The organism is uncultured Stenotrophomonas sp. (genome assembly GCF_963519125.1).
In the GTDB taxonomy this organism is placed as follows: Bacteria; Pseudomonadota; Gammaproteobacteria; order Xanthomonadales; family Xanthomonadaceae; genus Stenotrophomonas.
The window spans coordinates 14,777-32,306 of record NZ_CAUQLJ010000028.1; the positions used below are offsets into that span (position 1 = coordinate 14,777).

Consider the following 17,530-nt stretch of genomic DNA (forward strand, 5'->3'; position numbering starts at 1 on the left):
GCTGCGCCATCGGGGTGGAGCTCATCTGGGGGAAAGGCGGAATTATAGGGGGTGCGGGGGCGGGGGCATGTTGCGGTGCGGGTGACCGACCCCGTTACAATCGGCGGTTCTTTCACCCAAGGGCCGCACATGCGCTCGAATCTGCTTGCGTTTTCCGTCGTTGCCAGCCTCGGGCTGGTCCAGGCCGCCGCTGCCGCCGAGGGCATGTGGGTGCCGCAACAGCTGCCGGAAATTGCCGGGCCGCTGAAGCAGGCCGGCCTGAAGCTGTCGCCCGAACAGATTTCCGACCTGACCGGCGACCCGATGGGCGCGGTGGTCGCGCTGGGCGGCTGCACCGCCAGCTTCGTTTCGCCGCAGGGCCTGGTGGTGACCAACCACCACTGCGCCTATGGCGCGATCCAGCTCAACTCGACCGCCGAGAAGAACCTGATCAAGGACGGCTTCAACGCGCCGACCCTGAAGGATGAACTGAGCGCCGGCCCGAACGCGCGCGTGTTCGTGCTCGACCAGATCACCGACGTGACCGACCAGGCCAAGGCCGCCATCGCCGCCGCCGGCAAGGACCCGCTTGCCCGCACCCGCGCACTGGAAGCCTTCGACAAGGCACAGACCGCCGCCTGCGAGGCCGACGCCGGTTTCCGCTGCCGCCTGTACAGCTTCTCCGGCGGCAACACCTACCGCCTGTTCCGCAACATGGAAATCAAGGACGTGCGCCTGGTCTACGCGCCCCCGGGCAGCGTCGGCAAGTTCGGCGGCGACGTCGACAACTGGATGTGGCCGCGCCACACCGGCGATTTCTCGTTCTACCGCGCCTACGTGGGCAAGGACGGCAAGCCGGCCGCCTTCGCCGCCGACAACGTGCCGTACCAGCCCAAGCACTTCCTGAAGTTCGCCGACCAGCCGCTGGGCGCCGACGACTTCGTGATGGTGGCCGGCTACCCGGGCCGTACCAACCGCTATGCGCTGGCTGGCGAGTTCAATGAAACCGCCGACTGGACCTACCCGACCATCGCCCGCCATTACAACGCGGTGCTGGACCTGATCGACAAGGCCGGCAAGGCCGATCCGGACGTGAAGGTGAAGTACGCCGCCACCGCCGCCAGCATGAACAACGTGGCCAAGAACTACAAAGGCCAGCTGGAAGGCTTCAAGCGCATCGACGCGGCCGGCCAGAAGCAGGCCGAGGAAGCGGCCGTGCTGGCCTGGCTGAAGAAGCAGGGCGCGGCGGGCAAGCCGGCACTGGCCGCGCACGCGCAGCTGGTCAAGCACCTGGACACCAGCCGCAGCACCCGCGAGCGCGACCTGTTCGTCAGCCAGTTCAACAACACTTCTGCCGTCGGCGCCGCGCTGTCGCTGTATCGCCTGTCGATCGAGCGCGCCAAGCCGGATGCCGAGCGTGAAGCCGGCTACCAGGACCGCGACCTGCCCACCGTGGAAGGCAGCCTGCGCCAGATGGACCGCCGCTACGTGGCGAAGATGGACCAGCAGCTGCAGCAGTACTGGCTGAACCAGTACGCAGCCCTGCCGGCGGCACAGCGCACCAATGAGGTGCTGAACCAGTGGCTGGCCGGCAGCGATGCGGCGGCCGTCGATGGTCTGGTCCGCAAGCTTTCCGGTACCCAGCTGGGCAGCCTGGACGAGCGCCTGCGCTGGTTCAAGGCCGACCGCGCCGCGTTCGAAGCGAGCACCGATCCGGTGATCCAGTACGCGGTGGCAAGCATGCCGGCGCTGTTGAAGCAGGAAGAGCAGAAGAAGACCCGTGAGGGCGAATCGCTGCTGGCCCGCCCGGCCTACCTGCAGGCCGTGGCCGACTACAAGAAGAGCAAGGGCGGCTTCGTTTACCCCGACGCCAACCTGTCGCTGCGCATCACCTTCGGCAACGTGATGGGCTACGGCAAGGACGGCGTGAACTTCACCCCATTCACCACGCTGGAAGGCGTGGCCGCCAAGGAAACCGGCGAAGATCCGTTCGACTCGCCCAAGGCGCTGCTCAACGCGGTCAAGGCCAAGCGCTACGGCGGGTTGGAGGACAAGCGGATCGGCTCGGTGCCGGTCAACTTCCTCTCCAACCTGGACATCACCGGCGGCAACTCCGGTTCGCCGGTGCTCGACGCGCACGGCAAGCTGGTCGGCCTGGCCTTCGACGGCAACTGGGAATCGGTCAGTTCCAACTGGGTGTTCGACCCGGTGATGACCCGCATGATCGCGGTGGACAGCCGCTACATGCAGTGGATCATGCAGGAAGTGGCGCCTGCGCCGCAGCTGCTCAAAGAGCTGAACCTCACGCCGTGAGGCGCGTTGCCTGATTTCCGGCCAACGGCCGGGGCTACCCTGAACCCCGCGGGTCTTCCGCGGGGTTTTTTGTTGGTCGGGGTTCGCGCCGCGTTATGATGCGTTTCCCCCACGATCGTTCACGCAATGTGAACGATTGCGACTGTCTTCCTGTGCCGGTCAAACGCCCGGCGCTACACACAAGGATCTCGAGTTCGCATGCGCATCCTGCTTGCCCGCCACGGTGAAACCCCGTGGAATGCCGAAGGCCGTTACCAGGGCCAGATCGATATCCCGCTGTCGCCGATCGGCGAAGCCCAGGCCCAGGCGTTGGGCGAACGCCTGAAGTCGGTGGACATCACCCGCGCGGTGGCCTCGCCGCTGTCGCGTGCGCAGCGCACCGCGCAGCTGGCGCTGGGTGCGGAGCGGGCGCCGATGCTGCTGTCCGAACCGGACCTGCAGGAGATCGCCCACGGTGAGTGGGAAGGCCTGCTGGCCAGTGAAATCCATGAAAAGGACCCGTCGCGCCTGCAGGCCTGGCGTGAGGAGCCGGACACCGTGCTGATGCCGGGCGGCGAGTCGCTGCGCCTGGTGCTGGACCGCAGCTGGCGCGGCCTGGCCCGCGCCGCCGAAGGTCTGGGCGAGCACGACACCCTGCTGGTGGTGGCCCATGACGCGGTCAACCGGGTGATCTTGTGCCGGATCCTGGGCCTGCCACTGTCGCGTCTGTGGACCTTCCGACAGGCGCCGACCACGCTCAACCTGCTTGAAGGCGCCGACCTGGACAGCCTGGAAGTGGTGCGCCTGAACGACTGCGCCCACCACACCCCGTTCTTCGGTGAAGCCAAGCACCGCGCGCTGTAACCTCGACCGACACGATCCATCGCCATGAAAACCGCTCGCCCGCAGACGCTCGCCGACTGGCTTGCCTACATCGAACAGCAGCACCCGGCCACCATCGACATGGGGCTGGAGCGCGTACGCACGGTCGCCACCGCCATGGGCCTCGGCCAACCGCCGCCGCACACCCTCGTGGTCGGCGGTACCAACGGCAAGGGCTCCACCGTGGCCTTCGTCGAGGCCATCGCGCGGGCGGCGGGCTGGAAAGTGGGCGCGTACACCTCGCCGCACCTGCTGCAGTACAACGAGCGTGTCCGCATCGATGGCGAGGACGCCTCCGACGCGGCGCTGGTCGCGGCCTTCAACGCGATCGAGGACGCGCGCGGCGACACCACGCTGACCTATTTCGAGTACGGCACGCTGGCCGCACTGCACCTGTTCGCAGGCGCCGGGCTGGACCTGGCGGTGCTGGAAGTGGGGCTGGGCGGACGCCTGGACGCGGTCAACATCGTCGACGCCGACGTCGCGATCATCACCACGGTGGACATCGACCACGCCGACTGGCTGGGCGAGGACCGCGAGGCCATCGGCGTGGAGAAGGCCGGCATCATCCGGGGCTGGAAACCGGTGATCCTGGGCGAGACCGATCCGCCGTCGAGCGTGCTGGCGCGCGCCTATCTGCTGGGCGCCAATGCGATCCGCGGCGGCAGCGATTTCTTCGCCGAGGCGATCGATGCGCAGACGTGGCGCTGGCGTGATGTCGGCTTCCGCATCGAGCTGCCGATGCCTTCCCTGCGCGGCCCGATCCAGTTGCGCAACGCGGCGTCGGCGATTGCCGCGCTGCGCGCGCTGGACAAGCCGCTGCCGCGCGCGGCAATCGTCGAAGGCGTGGCGCAGGCGCGCATCCGTGGCCGCCTGCAAGCGTTCGAGCGTGACGGGGTGGAGGTGCTGGTCGATGTCGGGCACAACCCGCAGGCCGCGCGCGAGCTGGCAACGTCATTGAAGGCGGCGCCGCGCAGCGGACGCACGCTGGCCGTGTTCGCCGCGCTGCAGGACAAGGACGCGGTGGGCGTGGTCGAGGCGCTGGCCGACCGCGTCGACGCCTGGCACCTGGCGGGGCTGGACGGCGCGCGCGCGCAGAGTGCGGCCACGCTGCAGTCGCGCCTGGGCGGTACCGCCGCGGCCACCGCATCCACGCATGCCAGCGTAGCGGTCGCGCTGCAGCAGGTGCTGGCGGCGGCGCAGGCCGGTGACCGCGTGCTGGTGTTCGGTTCCTTCCACACCGCCGCACAGGCGCTGCAATGGCTGGAACAGGCCCGCTGAGGCGGGCTGCCGGCCAGGTCGTTCAGTTGTCTTCGACGCCGCACCCGCGCGCGCCCGTATAATCGCCGTGGCATTCCGCCGCGCCGCCTGCCTGCCTTCCGTGGATACTCCTCTGAAACAGCGTCTGATTGGTGCCATCGTCCTGGTGGCGTTGGCCGTGATTTTCCTGCCCATGCTGGTCAAGGGCCCTGCGCCTGACAGTGGCGTGGCCAATGTTCCGATCAGCGCTCCGGAGGCCCCGGCCGACGGCCAGTTCCAGACCCGTGAACTGCCGCTGGTAGCGCCCACGGGGGGTGCCACCGGCCTGCAGGGTGCAGCCAGCACCCAGCCCCTGCAGGACGCCGCCGCGCCGGCTGAAGCAGCCGTTGCCGACACGTCGCCGGCGGTGGCCGCCGGCAACTACGCGGTCAGTTTTGGTGCCTACGGCAGCCAGGCCGACGCCAATGCGGTCATCGCCTTCCTCAAGAAGGCGCAGCTGCCGGGTTTCAGCGAAGCGGCCACGATCAACGGCCGTCCGGCCTGGCGGGTCCGGGTCGGACCCTACGCCGACCGTGCGCAGGCCGAAGCCGCGCGCCTGGAAGCGGTGAAGGTGCGTAACGACGTCAAGGCTGAAGTAGTGACCCTGGACGCGGGTGCGAACAGTGCGGTGGCCACCGCGCCGACCCCGGCCGCGACCACCGCGCCGGCCAGCCCGGCGCCTGCCGCAGCCTCCAGTGCCAGCGCTGCCGCGGCTGCCGCTGCGGTCAAGACCGAATCGCTGCCGCCGGAGCCGGTGGCCGCCGCCAAGCCGGCACCGAAGCCGGAAGCACCCAAGCCCGAACCCAAGCCCGAACCCAAGCCGACCCCGGCCAAGCCGGAAGCGCCGGTCGCGGCCGCCAAGCCGGCCGTGGTACCGGCCGCACCCGCCGCCAGCAGCGTTGGTTTTGCCGTGCAGCTGGGCGCGTTCGGCCAGGCCAGCGACGCCAACGCCCTGCGCGACAAGGTCCGCGCTGCGGGTTTCAGTGCGTTCGTGGAGCAGGTACGCACCGACAAGGGCACGCTCAACCGCGTGCGCGTCGGCCCGGTCGCCAACCGTGCCGAGGCGGAGAACCTCAAGGCCCAGGTTGCGTCCAAGGTCGGCGTGGCCGGCATGGTCCGGCCGCATCCCTGATGCGGCGGCCGCACCCGCGCCGCCCGGTTGTCGATCCCGCCCAGGGAGTCGTGCAGCATGCTTGATTTCGTACTGCTGGCCGTCATCGGCATTTCGACCCTGCTCGGGCTGATGAAGGGCTTTGTCAGCATCGTCATCAGCACCCTGTCGTGGCTGCTCGGTGGCTGGGCCGCGCTGATGTTCGGGCGCAGCGCGGCGGCATGGTGGTCGGCCCCGGCCGCGCCGGGCACCGGTCATTACTTCGCCGGCTACCTCACCGTGTTCCTGCTGGTCATGGTGTCGGTCTGGGCGATCGGCCTGGTCGTGCGCCAGGCGGTGCGCTCGACCAGCCTGAACGGTGCCGACCGCATGCTCGGCGGTGGCCTGGGCCTGGCCCGCGGCGGCCTGATCGCCTGTGCGCTGCTGTTGTTGGGCTCCTATACCCCGTTGACCCGTGAAGCCACCTGGCGTGGCTCGTATGTGCGCACCGCGCTCGACCCCGGCGTGGGCTGGATGCAGGCGAAAATGCCGCGCATGCCCGAGCTGCCGGCGCTGCCCAACCTGAAGGACATGCAGGGCCTTCAGAGCCTGCCTGCGGCGCTGCCGGAGGTGAACATGGCGCAACTGCCGGGACTGGAGTTGGGCAAGCCGGGCGCGACAGGCGATAATGGCGTACTTGGCCAGTTGCTGGGTGGGCGCGGATGGCCGCGACCACTGGATGAGACCCCGCAGCAGGCGGTGGACCCCGCCGATGTGTGGGCCAACCAGGCACGGCCAGGCTCCCCCCAGAACACCGATCCGGCGCTCGTGCGCCCGGACGACACCGTTCCGGCACGGAACGGTTCCCCCGGCCAGGCACGGCCACCTTCACAGTAGATGGGCCCAGCCCAGCGGAGATTCGCACCATGTGTGGCATCGTCGGTATCGTCGGCAACCAGAACGTCGCCGGGCAGTTGTATGACGGCCTGACCGTCCTCCAGCATCGCGGCCAGGACGCGGCGGGCATCGCCACCGCCGACGGCACCCGCCTGCGCGTGCAGAAGGCCAATGGCCTGGTCCGGGACGTGTTCGACGCCAAGACCATGTCGACCCTGGAAGGCCGGGTCGGCATCGCGCACGTGCGTTATCCGACCGCCGGGTCGGAAGGCATGGACGAAGCGCAGCCGTTCTACGTCAATTCGCCCTACGGCATCGCGCTGGCCCACAACGGCAACCTGATCAACACCGAGGCACTGCGCCAGCAGGTATTCGAGCAGGACCGCCGCAACGTCAACACCGATTCGGACAGCGAAGTGCTGCTGAACGTGTTCGCCTTCGAGCTGGACGCGCAGCGCCAGCTGACCCCCGAAGCGGCCATCCGCGCGGTGGCCGGCGTGCACCGCCGCTGCAAGGGCGGGTATGCGGTGATCAGCGTGGTGTTGGGCCTGGGCCTGGTCGCCTTCCGCGACCCGCACGGGATCCGTCCGCTGGTGCTGGGCAAGCGTGCCCACGCCGAGGGCGATGAATACATCGTGGCGTCCGAGTCGTCGGCGCTGGACGTGCTGGGCTTCCAGCGCGTGCGCGACGTGCGCCCGGGCGAGGCGCTGGTGATCACCGCACGCGGTGAGCTGTTCTCGGAAGTGTGCGCCGAGCCGGTCGAGCACAGCCCGTGCATCTTCGAGTATGTGTATTTCGCACGTCCGGATTCGATGATCGACAACGTGTCGGTGCACAAGGCGCGCATGCGCATGGGCATCAAGCTGGGCGAGAAGATCCTGCGCCTGCGCCCGGACCACGACATCGACACGATCATTCCGATCCCGGATACCTCGCGCGACGCCGCGCTGGAAATCTCGAACGTGCTCGGGGTGAAGTACCGCGAAGGGTTCATCAAGAACCGTTACATCGGCCGCACCTTCATCATGCCGGGGCAGGGTGAGCGGGTGAAGTCGGTGCGTCGCAAGCTCAATCCGATCCACCTGGAATTCCGCAACCGGGTGGTGCTGCTGGTCGACGATTCGATCGTGCGCGGTACCACCAGCCAACAGATCGTGCAGATGGCGCGCGACGCCGGTGCGCGCAAGGTGTACCTGGCCAGTGCGGCGCCGCCGGTGCGTTATCCGAACATCTACGGCATCGATATGCCGGCGGCCGAGGAACTGGTCGCGCACAACCGCAGCGTGGAAGAGATCGAGGCGCACCTGGGCTGCGACTGGCTGATCTACCAGGACATTGAGGACATGGAAGCGGCGGTGCGCGAGGGCAACCCGGAGTTGAAGTCGTTCGATTCGTCGTGCTTCAACGGGGTGTACCCGACCGGGATCGAGCCCGGCTATTTCGAGCGCATCCAGCAGCTGCGCTCGGATGACGCCAAGCACAAGCGCCGCGCCTGAGGTCTGGCAGTGAGTGCGAGCGTGCTGCAGGATGCGGCCGCCGGTGACCTGCTGCGCGCGGCGCAGCAGTGCATGGCGGAAGCCGATCCGCTGCGCAAGGTGGCGCTGACGCGGCAGTACGCGGCGCAGTATCGGGCGGGGCAGTTGAAGCTGGCGGCAGACGCGCGGGATCCGGACCCGATCCGGATGCCGGGCCGGCCACCGCAGCTGCGGCTGGTGCATCCGCGCGAAGTGCCGCGGCGTGGACTGGGCAATGCGGAAGGGCGTGCGGCGTTCATCCACGCGATCGCGCATATCGAGCTCAATGCGATCGATCTGGCCTGGGATGCGGTGTACCGCTTCCGGGGGCTGCCGTCGTCGTTCCATGCAGATTGGGTCGGGGTGGCCGATGATGAGTCGCGCCATTTCCTGCTGCTGCGCGAGCGGTTGCAGGCCTATGGATTCGACTACGGCGATTTCGCGGCGCACAACGGGCTGTGGGAGATGTGCGAAAAAACAGCGCACGATGGCCTGGCGCGGATGGCGCTGGTGCCGCGCGTGCTGGAGGCGCGCGGGCTGGACGTGACGCCGGGCATGATTACCAAGCTGCGCTCATCCAACGACCACGCTACGGCGGACGTGCTGGAGATCATCCTGCGCGAAGAGGTGGCGCATGTGGCGGCGGGGACGCGGTGGTACCGCTGGTACTGTGCGCGAGAAGGTGTGGAACCTCGCGCGCGGTTCATCGCGCTGTTGAAGGAGCATGCGGGCGGCTATCTCAACGGTCCGTTCAATCTTGAAGCACGTTTGCTGGCGGGGTTCGACCATGATGAGCTTGCTGATCTGCAGGCGCAGGCGATTCGCTGACGCCGGGCTTTGCCCGGCTGCTGATGGATTCAGGCGACCCACCATCGACACATGGCCGGTCGCCAGAGAAGAGCAGCTGGTAGGGTCGCATCCCAATCGACCGCCGATGGTGGTGAAAACGTTCTGTAGGGCATGACCCCAAAGCGCAGAACTCGCGGTCCCACCGCTCAAACGTTCCCCAACACCACGCGTTTCCCATCTTCCGTTGGCCGGTTGATGTAAAGCAATCCCGGCCCTGGCCGGTACGGCAATTCCCGCGTCGCCTCATCCGCCGCATACAACAACGCGGTATCGCCCAGTGCATCGAAATTCCAATGTGCCGACTGCATCAGGTAACGCTGCCGCAACAGTTTTTCCTGCGCGGCATCCAATATCTGCCCCGCCACCAGGCGCGTGGCAATCGGCTGCAGTTCTGTCGGCAGCGCCAATGTCGGATCGGCATCCGGCGTGCGCGCCCACACCACTCCCGCCGCTGCGGCGCGTGCATGCACCAGGCGCAGTGCGATCAACTGGTAACGCCAGTCGATCTCGCGCTTGAGCACGACGGCGGCATGCGCGAACAGCACCCACTGCGGAAGCACGCTGTCGCTGCCGGCCACGCGCATCTGCTGCCAGCGGTGCCATACGTCGACCCAGATGCTGGCGTCATCCAGTCCGAGCGCGGCCTGCCAGCGTCGGCAGTCGGCCTGGGCGCGCGCGTACACCTGGGTGGCCTGGAGTACGGCGAGTGGCGGGGCCGTGGTGTCGGGCACGCCGTGATTGCGCAACCGTTGTCCCTGCGGACGGGTCAGCAGTTTCGGTCCTTCGATGCGCTGGTCGTAGCCGCCGCCGATGTTGGCGTGTACGCCGGGCAGGGCGATTTCTTCATGCGCCGGTGCGACGGTGGTGAGTGCGAAGTAGTGGCGGTGTTCGTCGCGGGCGACGACCTGCACGACCTTGTCGGCGCAGCCGGGGGCGAGCGCCACGCGGGGGAGTTCCTCGCGCTGCCGGGCGTCAATGGCAACCACGGTGTCGAACAGGCCGACGAAGCGCACCGGGCGGGCGGTTGCGTTCGCGGCCGCAGTCCAGCCGGTGCGCCGCAGTTGTTCCTGCAGCCAGCTGCGGCCGTCGGCGGCGTTGAGGCGGTTGACGGCGTCGCGTGCGGAGGCAGCGCCGCGCGAGAAGCCGAACAGGTCCAGCCGTACGCTGACGAGGAAATGCGCGGGCACGGTGCGGGCCAGGGCGCGCAGGGCTTCGGGCAGGCGCACGTCGAGCGCCTGGTGGACCTTGGCCTTCACGCCGGTGGCGCCGATGCCGAAGGCCAGGCCCATCAGGTCGTCGTCCTTGCCGGTGCGGGTGCCGGCGCCTTCGATGTAGATCGCCAGCGACAGCAGGCCGGGCGTGGCAGGGGCGCCGTTGCGATGGTCGGGGTAGAGCGCGTGCAGGCGCGCGATGTTGGTCAGGCCGTTGCTGAAACTGCTGGTCAGGCGGCTTTGGTAAGGCGAGGCGTCGTCGGCGAGCACGGCTGGTGCGGGTGCGCGCGGGGCGGGGGCGGTGCGGCCGGCGGGGCGCGAGGCGTGCCGCAGGTTGTCGGCGTTGTTGCGGGTGCCGTCGAAGAACAGGCCGATCTGCAGCGTGACCGGCACGGGTGTGGTCGGATCGGGATGCCCAGCCATGCCTCGGTGTCCCCTGTCGATGCAGGCCAAAGGTAGCGCGAAAACGACACGAGCGCGACGTAACTGAACCTCTTCGGGTCGGAGTCACAGTTCCGACATGTGATGGAAACCCTCTATTGAATTCACGCGACCGATTGGCGCCAGATGGTCACGCCTGCTGACAGGGGTGGCAGTGCGAACACGTTCCTTACTGAAGATCACTCATAGAGAGGCGACATGATGTCCAGTCCGATGAGAAAGACCGCAGTTGCGATCACGCTGTTCCTGGCCACCGTTGGCACGGCGGCGGCCGCGCCCCTGTTCGCACCGGTCACGGTGTTGAGCCGTGCCAGCGCAGCGAGCCAGCCGGCCGCGCAGGCCGTGCTTGCGGCGCCGTCCACGGCGGCCGTGCAGGAAGTCCGTGTCGATGCGGGCGCCGTGGTGGCCGGCCAGCGCCAGCTGGAGTTCGAGCTGCTGGGGACGCCGGTGCAGGCGCTGCAGCAGCGCGTCGAAAACCTGCCTGACGGCGGCAGCATCTGGTACGGCAGCCTGCGCGATGCGGGCTCGAAACTGACCCGCCAGGCGGGCGGCAACGATCCAGGCAATTCGGTGATCCTGGTCCAGTCCGGCGGCACGGTGACCGGTTCGATCCGCAAGAACGGCACGCTGTACCGGCTGCGGCCGCTCAGCGACGGCCGCCATGTGCTGGTCCAGGTCGACGAGTCGCGGATGCCGGCCGAGCATCCGGCCGACTACAACACGCTGCCGAAGATCGACATTCCGGCCAGCGACCGCGCCGGCATTGCCGCTGCATCGTCCGGCAGCCCGGCCACCATCCGCGTGCTCGTGGCCGCCACCAATGCAGCGGTGAGTGCCTACGGCGGCAACATGCAGCAGCTGGTGCAGCTGGCGGTGGCCGAGTCCAACCAGGGCTACACCAACAGCAACGTGGGCATCACCATGCAGCTGGCCGGGTACCAGGCCGTGGCGTATACCGAGACCGGCAACTTCAGCACCGACCTGGCGCGCTTCCGCTCCACCAGTGACGGCTACATGGACGCGATCCACACCACCCGCAACAGCACGGCAGCGGATGTGGCGGTGCTCATCCTCAACAACAGCAGCTACTGCGGACTGGCGTCGGGGATCGGCTCGACCGCGTCCACCGCCTTTGCAGCGGTGTACTGGGACTGCGCCACCGGCTATTACTCGTTCGCGCATGAGATCGGGCACCTGCAGAGCGCGCGGCATGACATCGCCACCGACTCCAGCACGTCGCCGTACGCGTATGGCCACGGTTACCGTTACCAGCCGGCCAGCGGCGCGCGCTGGCGCACCATCATGGCCTACGACTGCACCTCGGGCTGCCCGCGCCTGAACTTCTGGTCCAACCCCAACATCAGCTACAACGGGGTGCCGATGGGCATTGCCTCGAGCGCGGACAACCAGCGCGTACTGGTCAACACCAAGGCGGCGGTCGCCGCGTTCCGGTAACGGACTCCGGGGCTGCGCGTTACGCCAATGCGTCCAGGGTCCAGCCCTGTGGCGTGACGCGCAGGACCGAACCCTGTTCATACCAGTCGCCGAGCACGATCCGCGTGCAGCTGCGGCCACCGGCCTGGAGGCTGTGGATGGCGGGTCGGTGGGTATGGCCGTGGATCATGGTATCCACTCCATGCCGCACGAAGGTGGCGGTGACCTCGTCCGGAGCGACGTCGGTGACGGTCTCGAACGTGGCGCGGTCGCCGTGCTTCATTTCCGACTGGCGGGCCTGGCTGGCATCGCGTGCCTTCTGCGCGAAGGCGATGCGCGCGGCCAGCGGTTGCGCCAGGAACTGCGCCTGGAACACCGGGTCGCGGGTCTGGGCGCGGAACTGCTGGTAGGGGACATCGTCGGTACACAGCAGGTCGCCGTGCTGGAGCAGCACCGGCTGGCCGTAGAGGTCGATCACGCTGGGGTCGGGCAGGATGCGGAATCCGGCGCGCCGTGCGTAGTCGTCGCCGACCAGGAAATCGCGGTTGCCGCGGATGAAATACACCGGTACCCCGGCGTCGGCCACCGCCTTGAGTGCGTCGGCCACCGCGTCGGCGGCCTGGGAGGGCGTGTCATCGCCGATCCAGGCCTCGAACAGGTCGCCCAGGATGTACAACGCATCGGCCTGCATCGCCTCGCGCTGGAGAAACGCCAGAAACAGTTCGGTGATGGCTGGACGGCTGGGGTCCAGGTGCAGATCGGAAATGAACAGCGTGGTCATGCCACGCATTGTATTCGGTTATCAAACCGGCAACGGCAACCATTGCAGGCTGGCGCCAGCCAATGCCGTGGCAATCGCCGTGGCCGCCAGCACATCGCTCGGGTAATGCAGCCCCAGCACCACCCGCGATACGCCTACCGCTGCGGTGAACGGCACCAGCAGCGGCGCCAGCCACGGGTAATACGCCAACGCCACGATGGTGAACGACACCGCATGCAAGGTATGCCCGGACGGGAAGCTGAACTCGTCCAGCGGCGCCACCCAGGCGCGGATCCGCAGGTCGGCCGCGTAGGGGCGCGGGCGCCGGGTCCAGCGCTTCAGGCCCTTGTACAGCAGCAGCGCCATCAACCCGGTGGCGGCCATGTGCAGCGACGCACGCAGGCCGTCGAAGCCGTCCACCAGCACCAGCGCGCCCATCAGTGCGTACCAGAACATCCCGTCGCCGAGCCGGCTGACCACCGCGAATGCGCGGCGCACCCGACGGTGCCGGCAGTAGTGGTTGGCGCGGCGGCAGAAGCGGGTTTCGCGCCCCCGCAGGGCCTCAAGCGGCGTGGTCCGCATGTGGCCTCCGGGCGTGGGCCAGTTCAGCGAGAAGGGCGTCGAATTCGGCCACCACCTGCTGCGGATGCAGTCGCTGCATCGCCACGGCCGCGTTGCGGCCCATGCGTTCGCGTGCGGCATCATCGCCGGCCAGGCGCACGGCGGCCCCGACGAAGGCAACATCGTCGTCGACCGCCACGCCGGTTTCATCGGTGCGCAGGTGCTCGCGCGCGGCACCGTAGTCGAAGGCGACCGTGGTCACGCCGCTTGCCATTGCTTCCAGGGTGACATTGCCAAAGGTCTCGCTACGGCTGGGGAACAGGAACAGGTCGCCACTGGCGAAGTGCCGGGCCAGCGCGTCGCCGCGCTGCACGCCACAGAAGATGAAGTCCGGATTTTCGTGCGCCAGCTTCTCGCGCGCCGGGCCGTCGCCGACCCACACGAAGCGCGCCTTGGGGCGCACCTGCTGCAGGCGACGGAACGCCTTCACCGCCAACGCCAGGTTTTTCTCCGCAGCGATGCGGCCAACGTAGATCGCGGCAAAGCCGGTGCCATCGATCCCCCATTCCTCGCGCAGCACCGGGTCGCGCCGCGCCGGCTCGAACTGGCTGCTGTCCACCGCGCGTGCCAGCAGGCGGACCCGGTCGAAGCCCTGGCCGGCGAGGAACTGCTGCAGCTCCTGGGTGGGTACCAGGGTCGCATCGGCCTGGTTGTGGAACCGGCGCATCCAGCGCAGCGCAGCTGCCTGCAGCCAGGCCACGCCGTAGTCGGGCAGGTATTCGTCGAAGCGGGTGTGGAAGCCGGTGGCCACCGGGATGCCCAGCCGCCGCGCGGTACGCAGCGCCGACCAGCCCAGCGGGCCCTCTGTGGCGATGTAGATCGCATCCGGTCGTTGCTGCTGCCACTGCCGCGCCAGGCGCTTGGGAGCCGGCAGCCCGAAGCGCAGCCCGGGGTAGCGCGGCAGTCCTGCGCCCTGCACCAGCAGCGCACCGCTGGCGTCGGTCTCATCGCCCTGGCGGGGGCGGACCAGGTCCACCTCGTGCCCGGCCGCGCGCAGTCCCTGCTCCAGGCCCTGGACGGTCAGGGCGACGCCGTTGACCTCGGGGGGATACGTTTCGGTGACGATCGCGTAGCGCATGGGAACCTCCCGGTTTGGCGCATGCTCGCGGGCGGCGATGTAGCCGACATGACGCGGCCATGACCGCCAGATGACGCCGTGACCGGGCACAAAAAAACCACGGCCCCGAAGGGCCGTGGTCATGTTCCCTCACCCTCGGGGGGCGATCAGAAGCGCTGCTGGTACTTCATGTAGATCACGCGACCGATATCGTAGCCGCCGTAGTACGAGAAGGCCGAGTTCGGCTTGCTGTACATGATCGGGCCCAGGCGGTCGAACACGTTGTTGGCGCCGACCGACACGGTGCCGTCCCACGGCAGGTTGTAGCGGAACTGCACGTCGTGGAAGGTGACCGACCCACGCTCGTTGTAGTTGCGCGAACCCTTGTACCAGGGGGCGTACTGGTTCGGGTCCGAGCACTCTTCCGGGTACAGGGCGATGTTGGCGCACTGTTCCTTCACCCCGGAGTAGTAACGCGCGGTCCAGCTCATGCCGAAGTCTTCGCGATCCCAGCCCAGCACCAGGTTGGAACGGACGCGGAAGCCGCTGCCGATGCCGTTGGTGGTGGTCGGGACGACGTTGGCGTCGTTGGTCGAACGGTAGATGTTGCTGGAAACGTAGGTGGTCGCCGAGTTCAGCGAGAACTTGCCGAAGGCGGTCTCCAGGCGGTAGCTCAGGTCCAGGTCGTAACCTTCGGTCTCCAGGAAACCGGCGTTGCGGTTGCCGAACTTCAGGTTGGTGACGATGCCGGTGACCGGATCGCGATCGAAACGGGTGCAGCGGGCGTCGATGCCCTGCTCATAGCAGTCGATCAGGATCTGGGAAGGCGTATCGGCAATGATGGTGTTGTCGATGCGGATCTTCCACCAGTCCAGCGAGGCGTTGAAGTTCTGGATGAAGCCGGGGCTCCAGACCAGGCCCAGCGTCTTGCTCTTCGAGGTTTCCGGGGTCAGGTCCGGGTTCGAGCCGCTGGTGAACGGCACCGGGGTGGCGTCGGTCGCCACGGTCACCGGCGTGCCGCCCTGACGCAACTGGCGGAAGGTGGCGGCGTTGGTGATGTCACGCGAGCAGCGTGCGCGGACTTCGGCGCTGGTGCGCGAGGAACCGAACACGGTGTCGCACGGATCGCTGAACTGGGCGAAGGTTTCCGAACCGCCACCGAACAGGTCGTTGATGGTCGGAGCGCGGAAGCCTTCGGCCCAGGTGCCACGCACCATCAGCGAATCGATCGGCTTCCACTTGAAGCCAAACTTGCTGTTGAGCGTGTTGCCGAAGGTGTCGTAGTCGGAGAAGCGGGTCGCGCCGTTGAAGGTCAGTTCCTTCGCGCCCGGCAGGTCGGCCAGCACCGGCACGTTCAGTTCCAGGTACGCCTCGTTGACGGTGTAGTCGCCACCGGTCGGGCCTGCGGCCAGGTTGGTGGTGGCACCGGTCTGGGCCAGCGGATCGGGCGTGTAACGGCCGTCTTCCTTGCGGCTTTCAACGCCGAACGCGAAGCCCAGGTCGCCGCCCGGCAGGGTGACGATGGAACCGGCGATGTTGGCGAAGAAGTTCTTCGAGGTGGTGCGGCCCTTGGTGACTTCTTCCGGGAACAGCCATGCCTGCAGTTCTTCATTGCCGTACAGACCGTCGGCAGCGGTGGTGCCGTACGGCACCAGCGGGTTCCACGGCTTGCACACGTCGTAGCCGATCGGCGCTGCGGCGGTACCGCACTGGACCTTGCCGGTGGCGGTGTTGAGGAACGACGGGCCGACGCCGGCGGCGACGCGCGCCTTGTGCAGGTTGCCGGTGGCGATCGATTCCAGCTCATTGCGGTTGTACTGGTAGCCCGCTTCCCAGTCGAAATAGCGCTCGCCGATGTCGAACGAACCGTCGAACGAGGCCACCGCGCGGTAGGTCTTCAGCTCGCTGGTGGTGACGCGCGGCACTTCCCAGGTACGACGGTTCCAGGCCACCGCGGTCGGGGTGGCGTAGCCGTGCTGGTTGCCGAACGGGTTGAAGTAGCTGTTGATCGACATCGAACCGACGCCGGCGGTGCTGGACTGCAGCGGGTAGCCGGCGATCTGGCGGGTCGACTTGCGCTCGTTGTAACCCAGCTCGGTGCGGAAGTTGATGCTGTCGGTGATCGCGAAGCGACCATCGAAGTACACCGAGTCGCGCTTGAGCGGATACATCACGTGCATCTGGTCGTTGGCGTTGCTCACGTCACCGGTGAACGGCGTGGTGTCGGTGCGGTGGAAGTTGCCCGGCAGGGTCGGGTCGCTGCCACGGTTGAGCGAGTAACCGCAGCCGGCGGTCGCCGTGCAGCCCGGGCCGCGCAGGCCGGTGATCTGGCCGTACTGGCTGATCGTGGTCCAGTTGCTGGAATCGAGCGGGTGGCGGTCGGTCATGCCGTACTGGCTGAAACCGCGGTTGCGCGCCCACACGCCGTCTTCTTCGGAGTGCTCCAGCGCCAGGGTCAGCGACAGGCGGTCGTTGCTCCAGCCGGTGACCGCGTCGATACGGTCGCGCGCGCCGTCGCCTTCGCTGTACTGGCCGTGGTACACGTTGACCGTGGTGCCGGTGACGTTGCTGCGGGTGATGATGTTGACCACGCCGGCCATCGCATCCGAACCGTAGATTGCCGAGGCGCCGTCCTTCAGCACTTCAATGCGCTCGACCGCCGAGACCGGCAGGGTGGACACGTCCTGGTAACCGGAGGTGCTGATGCCCAGGCGCTTGCCGTTGACCAGCACCAGCGTGCGCTGGGTGCCCAGGTTGCGCATGTCGATGTAGGTACCGCCGGCGTTCTCACCGGCGGTCAGCGCGTTGGCGCGGCTGATCGTCGGGCTGCCCATGGCGGTGACGTTCTGCAGGATGTCGGCCACCGAGCTGAAGCCCTGGCGTTCGATATCGGTACGGCTGATCGCAAACACCGGCTGTGCGGTCTCCACGTCAACGGTGCGGATGCGCGAGCCGGTGATCTCGATGCGATCCAGGTTGGTGGTGCTTGGCGTGTCCTGTGCCATGGCCGGGGCGGCCACCAGGCCGGCGGTACCGGCGACCAGGGCAAAGCGGATCGCCTGTCCCAGTACGTTGATGCGTGAAGTCATTTGGCTCTCTCTCTGGTTCGGAACTGAATCAAAAGAGGTCGGCGGGGTCCCAAGTGCCCCGTGTCCCTCGAAAACCGTCCCAAATGGGCCGGTGACTCGATCTTAGTCCCAGTCG

The 17,530-nt window shown here is 67.8% G+C and carries 13 protein-coding genes; 8 read left to right on the plus strand and 5 right to left on the minus strand.

The features are described 5' to 3' along the window. The first annotated feature begins 129 nt into the window (after positions 1-129). From RYM47_RS17625 to RYM47_RS17655, 7 genes are all read left to right on the plus strand, one after another. Entirely contained in the window at positions 130-2,292 is a 2,163-nt protein-coding gene (locus RYM47_RS17625; protein ID WP_315389618.1) for a S46 family peptidase, read from the plus strand. Between the two features lie 198 nt (positions 2,293-2,490). Beyond that, positions 2,491-3,135, plus strand: a complete 645-nt coding sequence (locus tag RYM47_RS17630) for a histidine phosphatase family protein (protein ID WP_315389619.1) — start codon at positions 2,491-2,493, stop codon at positions 3,133-3,135. A gap of 24 nt (positions 3,136-3,159) precedes the next feature. After that, on the plus strand, positions 3,160-4,434 hold the full coding sequence (folC, locus tag RYM47_RS17635) for a bifunctional tetrahydrofolate synthase/dihydrofolate synthase (RefSeq protein WP_315389621.1): 1,275 nt from the start codon (positions 3,160-3,162) through the stop codon (positions 4,432-4,434). Between the two features lie 100 nt (positions 4,435-4,534). After that, the gene (locus RYM47_RS17640; protein ID WP_315389623.1) at positions 4,535-5,584 is read left to right on the plus strand and encodes an SPOR domain-containing protein; all 1,050 of its coding nucleotides are present in this window, start codon (positions 4,535-4,537) and stop codon (positions 5,582-5,584) included. A gap of 57 nt (positions 5,585-5,641) precedes the next feature. Then, positions 5,642-6,439 (plus strand): CvpA family protein, encoded by a 798-nt coding sequence (locus RYM47_RS17645; protein ID WP_315389624.1) that lies wholly within the window; start codon positions 5,642-5,644, stop codon positions 6,437-6,439. A 29-nt stretch (positions 6,440-6,468) separates the two neighbouring features. Then, positions 6,469-7,935: an amidophosphoribosyltransferase gene (purF, locus tag RYM47_RS17650; RefSeq protein WP_315389626.1), complete on the plus strand. Its 1,467-nt coding sequence runs from the start codon at positions 6,469-6,471 to the stop codon at positions 7,933-7,935. 72 nt (positions 7,936-8,007) lie between these two features. Further along, positions 8,008-8,781 carry a ferritin-like domain-containing protein gene (locus RYM47_RS17655; protein WP_315389653.1) on the plus strand — a complete coding sequence of 258 codons (774 nt, stop codon included), beginning with the start codon at positions 8,008-8,010 and terminating at the stop codon, positions 8,779-8,781. Positions 8,782-8,948: 167 nt separating this feature from the next. Here RYM47_RS17655 and RYM47_RS17660 read toward each other — a convergent pair whose 3' ends face one another. Further along, entirely contained in the window at positions 8,949-10,436 is a 1,488-nt protein-coding gene (locus RYM47_RS17660; protein ID WP_315389627.1) for a DUF2235 domain-containing protein, read from the minus strand. A 216-nt stretch (positions 10,437-10,652) separates the two neighbouring features. Here RYM47_RS17660 and RYM47_RS17665 point away from each other — a divergent pair, with 216 nt between their 5' ends. Continuing rightward, on the plus strand, positions 10,653-11,909 hold the full coding sequence (locus RYM47_RS17665; protein WP_315389628.1) for a M12 family metallo-peptidase: 1,257 nt from the start codon (positions 10,653-10,655) through the stop codon (positions 11,907-11,909). 19 nt (positions 11,910-11,928) lie between these two features. Here the strand turns inward: RYM47_RS17665 and lpxH are convergent, their stop codons facing one another. The 4 genes from lpxH to RYM47_RS17685 all read right to left on the minus strand — a co-directional run bounded on the left by lpxH (position 11,929) and on the right by RYM47_RS17685 (position 17,415). Further along, on the minus strand, positions 11,929-12,669 hold the full coding sequence (gene lpxH / locus RYM47_RS17670; protein ID WP_315389630.1) for a UDP-2,3-diacylglucosamine diphosphatase: 741 nt from the start codon (positions 12,667-12,669) through the stop codon (positions 11,929-11,931). 21 nt (positions 12,670-12,690) lie between these two features. Next, entirely contained in the window at positions 12,691-13,230 is a 540-nt protein-coding gene (locus RYM47_RS17675) for a phosphatase PAP2 family protein (protein ID WP_315389632.1), read from the minus strand. Continuing rightward, positions 13,211-14,347, minus strand: a complete 1,137-nt coding sequence (locus RYM47_RS17680) for a glycosyltransferase family 1 protein (RefSeq protein ID WP_315389634.1) — start codon at positions 14,345-14,347, stop codon at positions 13,211-13,213. The genes RYM47_RS17675 and RYM47_RS17680 overlap by 20 nt, the downstream gene beginning before the upstream one ends. 146 nt (positions 14,348-14,493) lie before the next feature. After that, positions 14,494-17,415 carry a TonB-dependent receptor gene (locus RYM47_RS17685; protein ID WP_315389636.1) on the minus strand — a complete coding sequence of 974 codons (2,922 nt, stop codon included), beginning with the start codon at positions 17,413-17,415 and terminating at the stop codon, positions 14,494-14,496. Positions 17,416-17,530: the final 115 nt, after the last annotated feature.

Coding starts and splice junctions, on each gene's coding strand:
- RYM47_RS17625 (WP_315389618.1), top strand. CDS start 130: ATGCGCTCGAATCTGCTTGCGTTTTCCGTCGTTGCCAGCCTCGGGCTG.
- RYM47_RS17630 (WP_315389619.1), top strand. CDS start 2,491: ATGCGCATCCTGCTTGCCCGCCACGGTGAAACCCCGTGGAATGCCGAA.
- folC (WP_315389621.1), top strand. CDS start 3,160: ATGAAAACCGCTCGCCCGCAGACGCTCGCCGACTGGCTTGCCTACATC.
- RYM47_RS17645 (WP_315389624.1), top strand. CDS start 5,642: ATGCTTGATTTCGTACTGCTGGCCGTCATCGGCATTTCGACCCTGCTC.
- purF (WP_315389626.1), top strand. CDS start 6,469: ATGTGTGGCATCGTCGGTATCGTCGGCAACCAGAACGTCGCCGGGCAG.
- RYM47_RS17655 (WP_315389653.1), top strand. CDS start 8,008: ATGGCGGAAGCCGATCCGCTGCGCAAGGTGGCGCTGACGCGGCAGTAC.
- RYM47_RS17660 (WP_315389627.1), bottom strand. CDS start 10,436: ATGGCTGGGCATCCCGATCCGACCACACCCGTGCCGGTCACGCTGCAG.
- RYM47_RS17665 (WP_315389628.1), top strand. CDS start 10,653: ATGATGTCCAGTCCGATGAGAAAGACCGCAGTTGCGATCACGCTGTTC.
- lpxH (WP_315389630.1), bottom strand. CDS start 12,669: ATGACCACGCTGTTCATTTCCGATCTGCACCTGGACCCCAGCCGTCCA.
- RYM47_RS17675 (WP_315389632.1), bottom strand. CDS start 13,230: ATGCGGACCACGCCGCTTGAGGCCCTGCGGGGGCGCGAAACCCGCTTC.
- RYM47_RS17680 (WP_315389634.1), bottom strand. CDS start 14,347: ATGCGCTACGCGATCGTCACCGAAACGTATCCCCCCGAGGTCAACGGC.
- RYM47_RS17685 (WP_315389636.1), bottom strand. CDS start 17,415: ATGACTTCACGCATCAACGTACTGGGACAGGCGATCCGCTTTGCCCTG.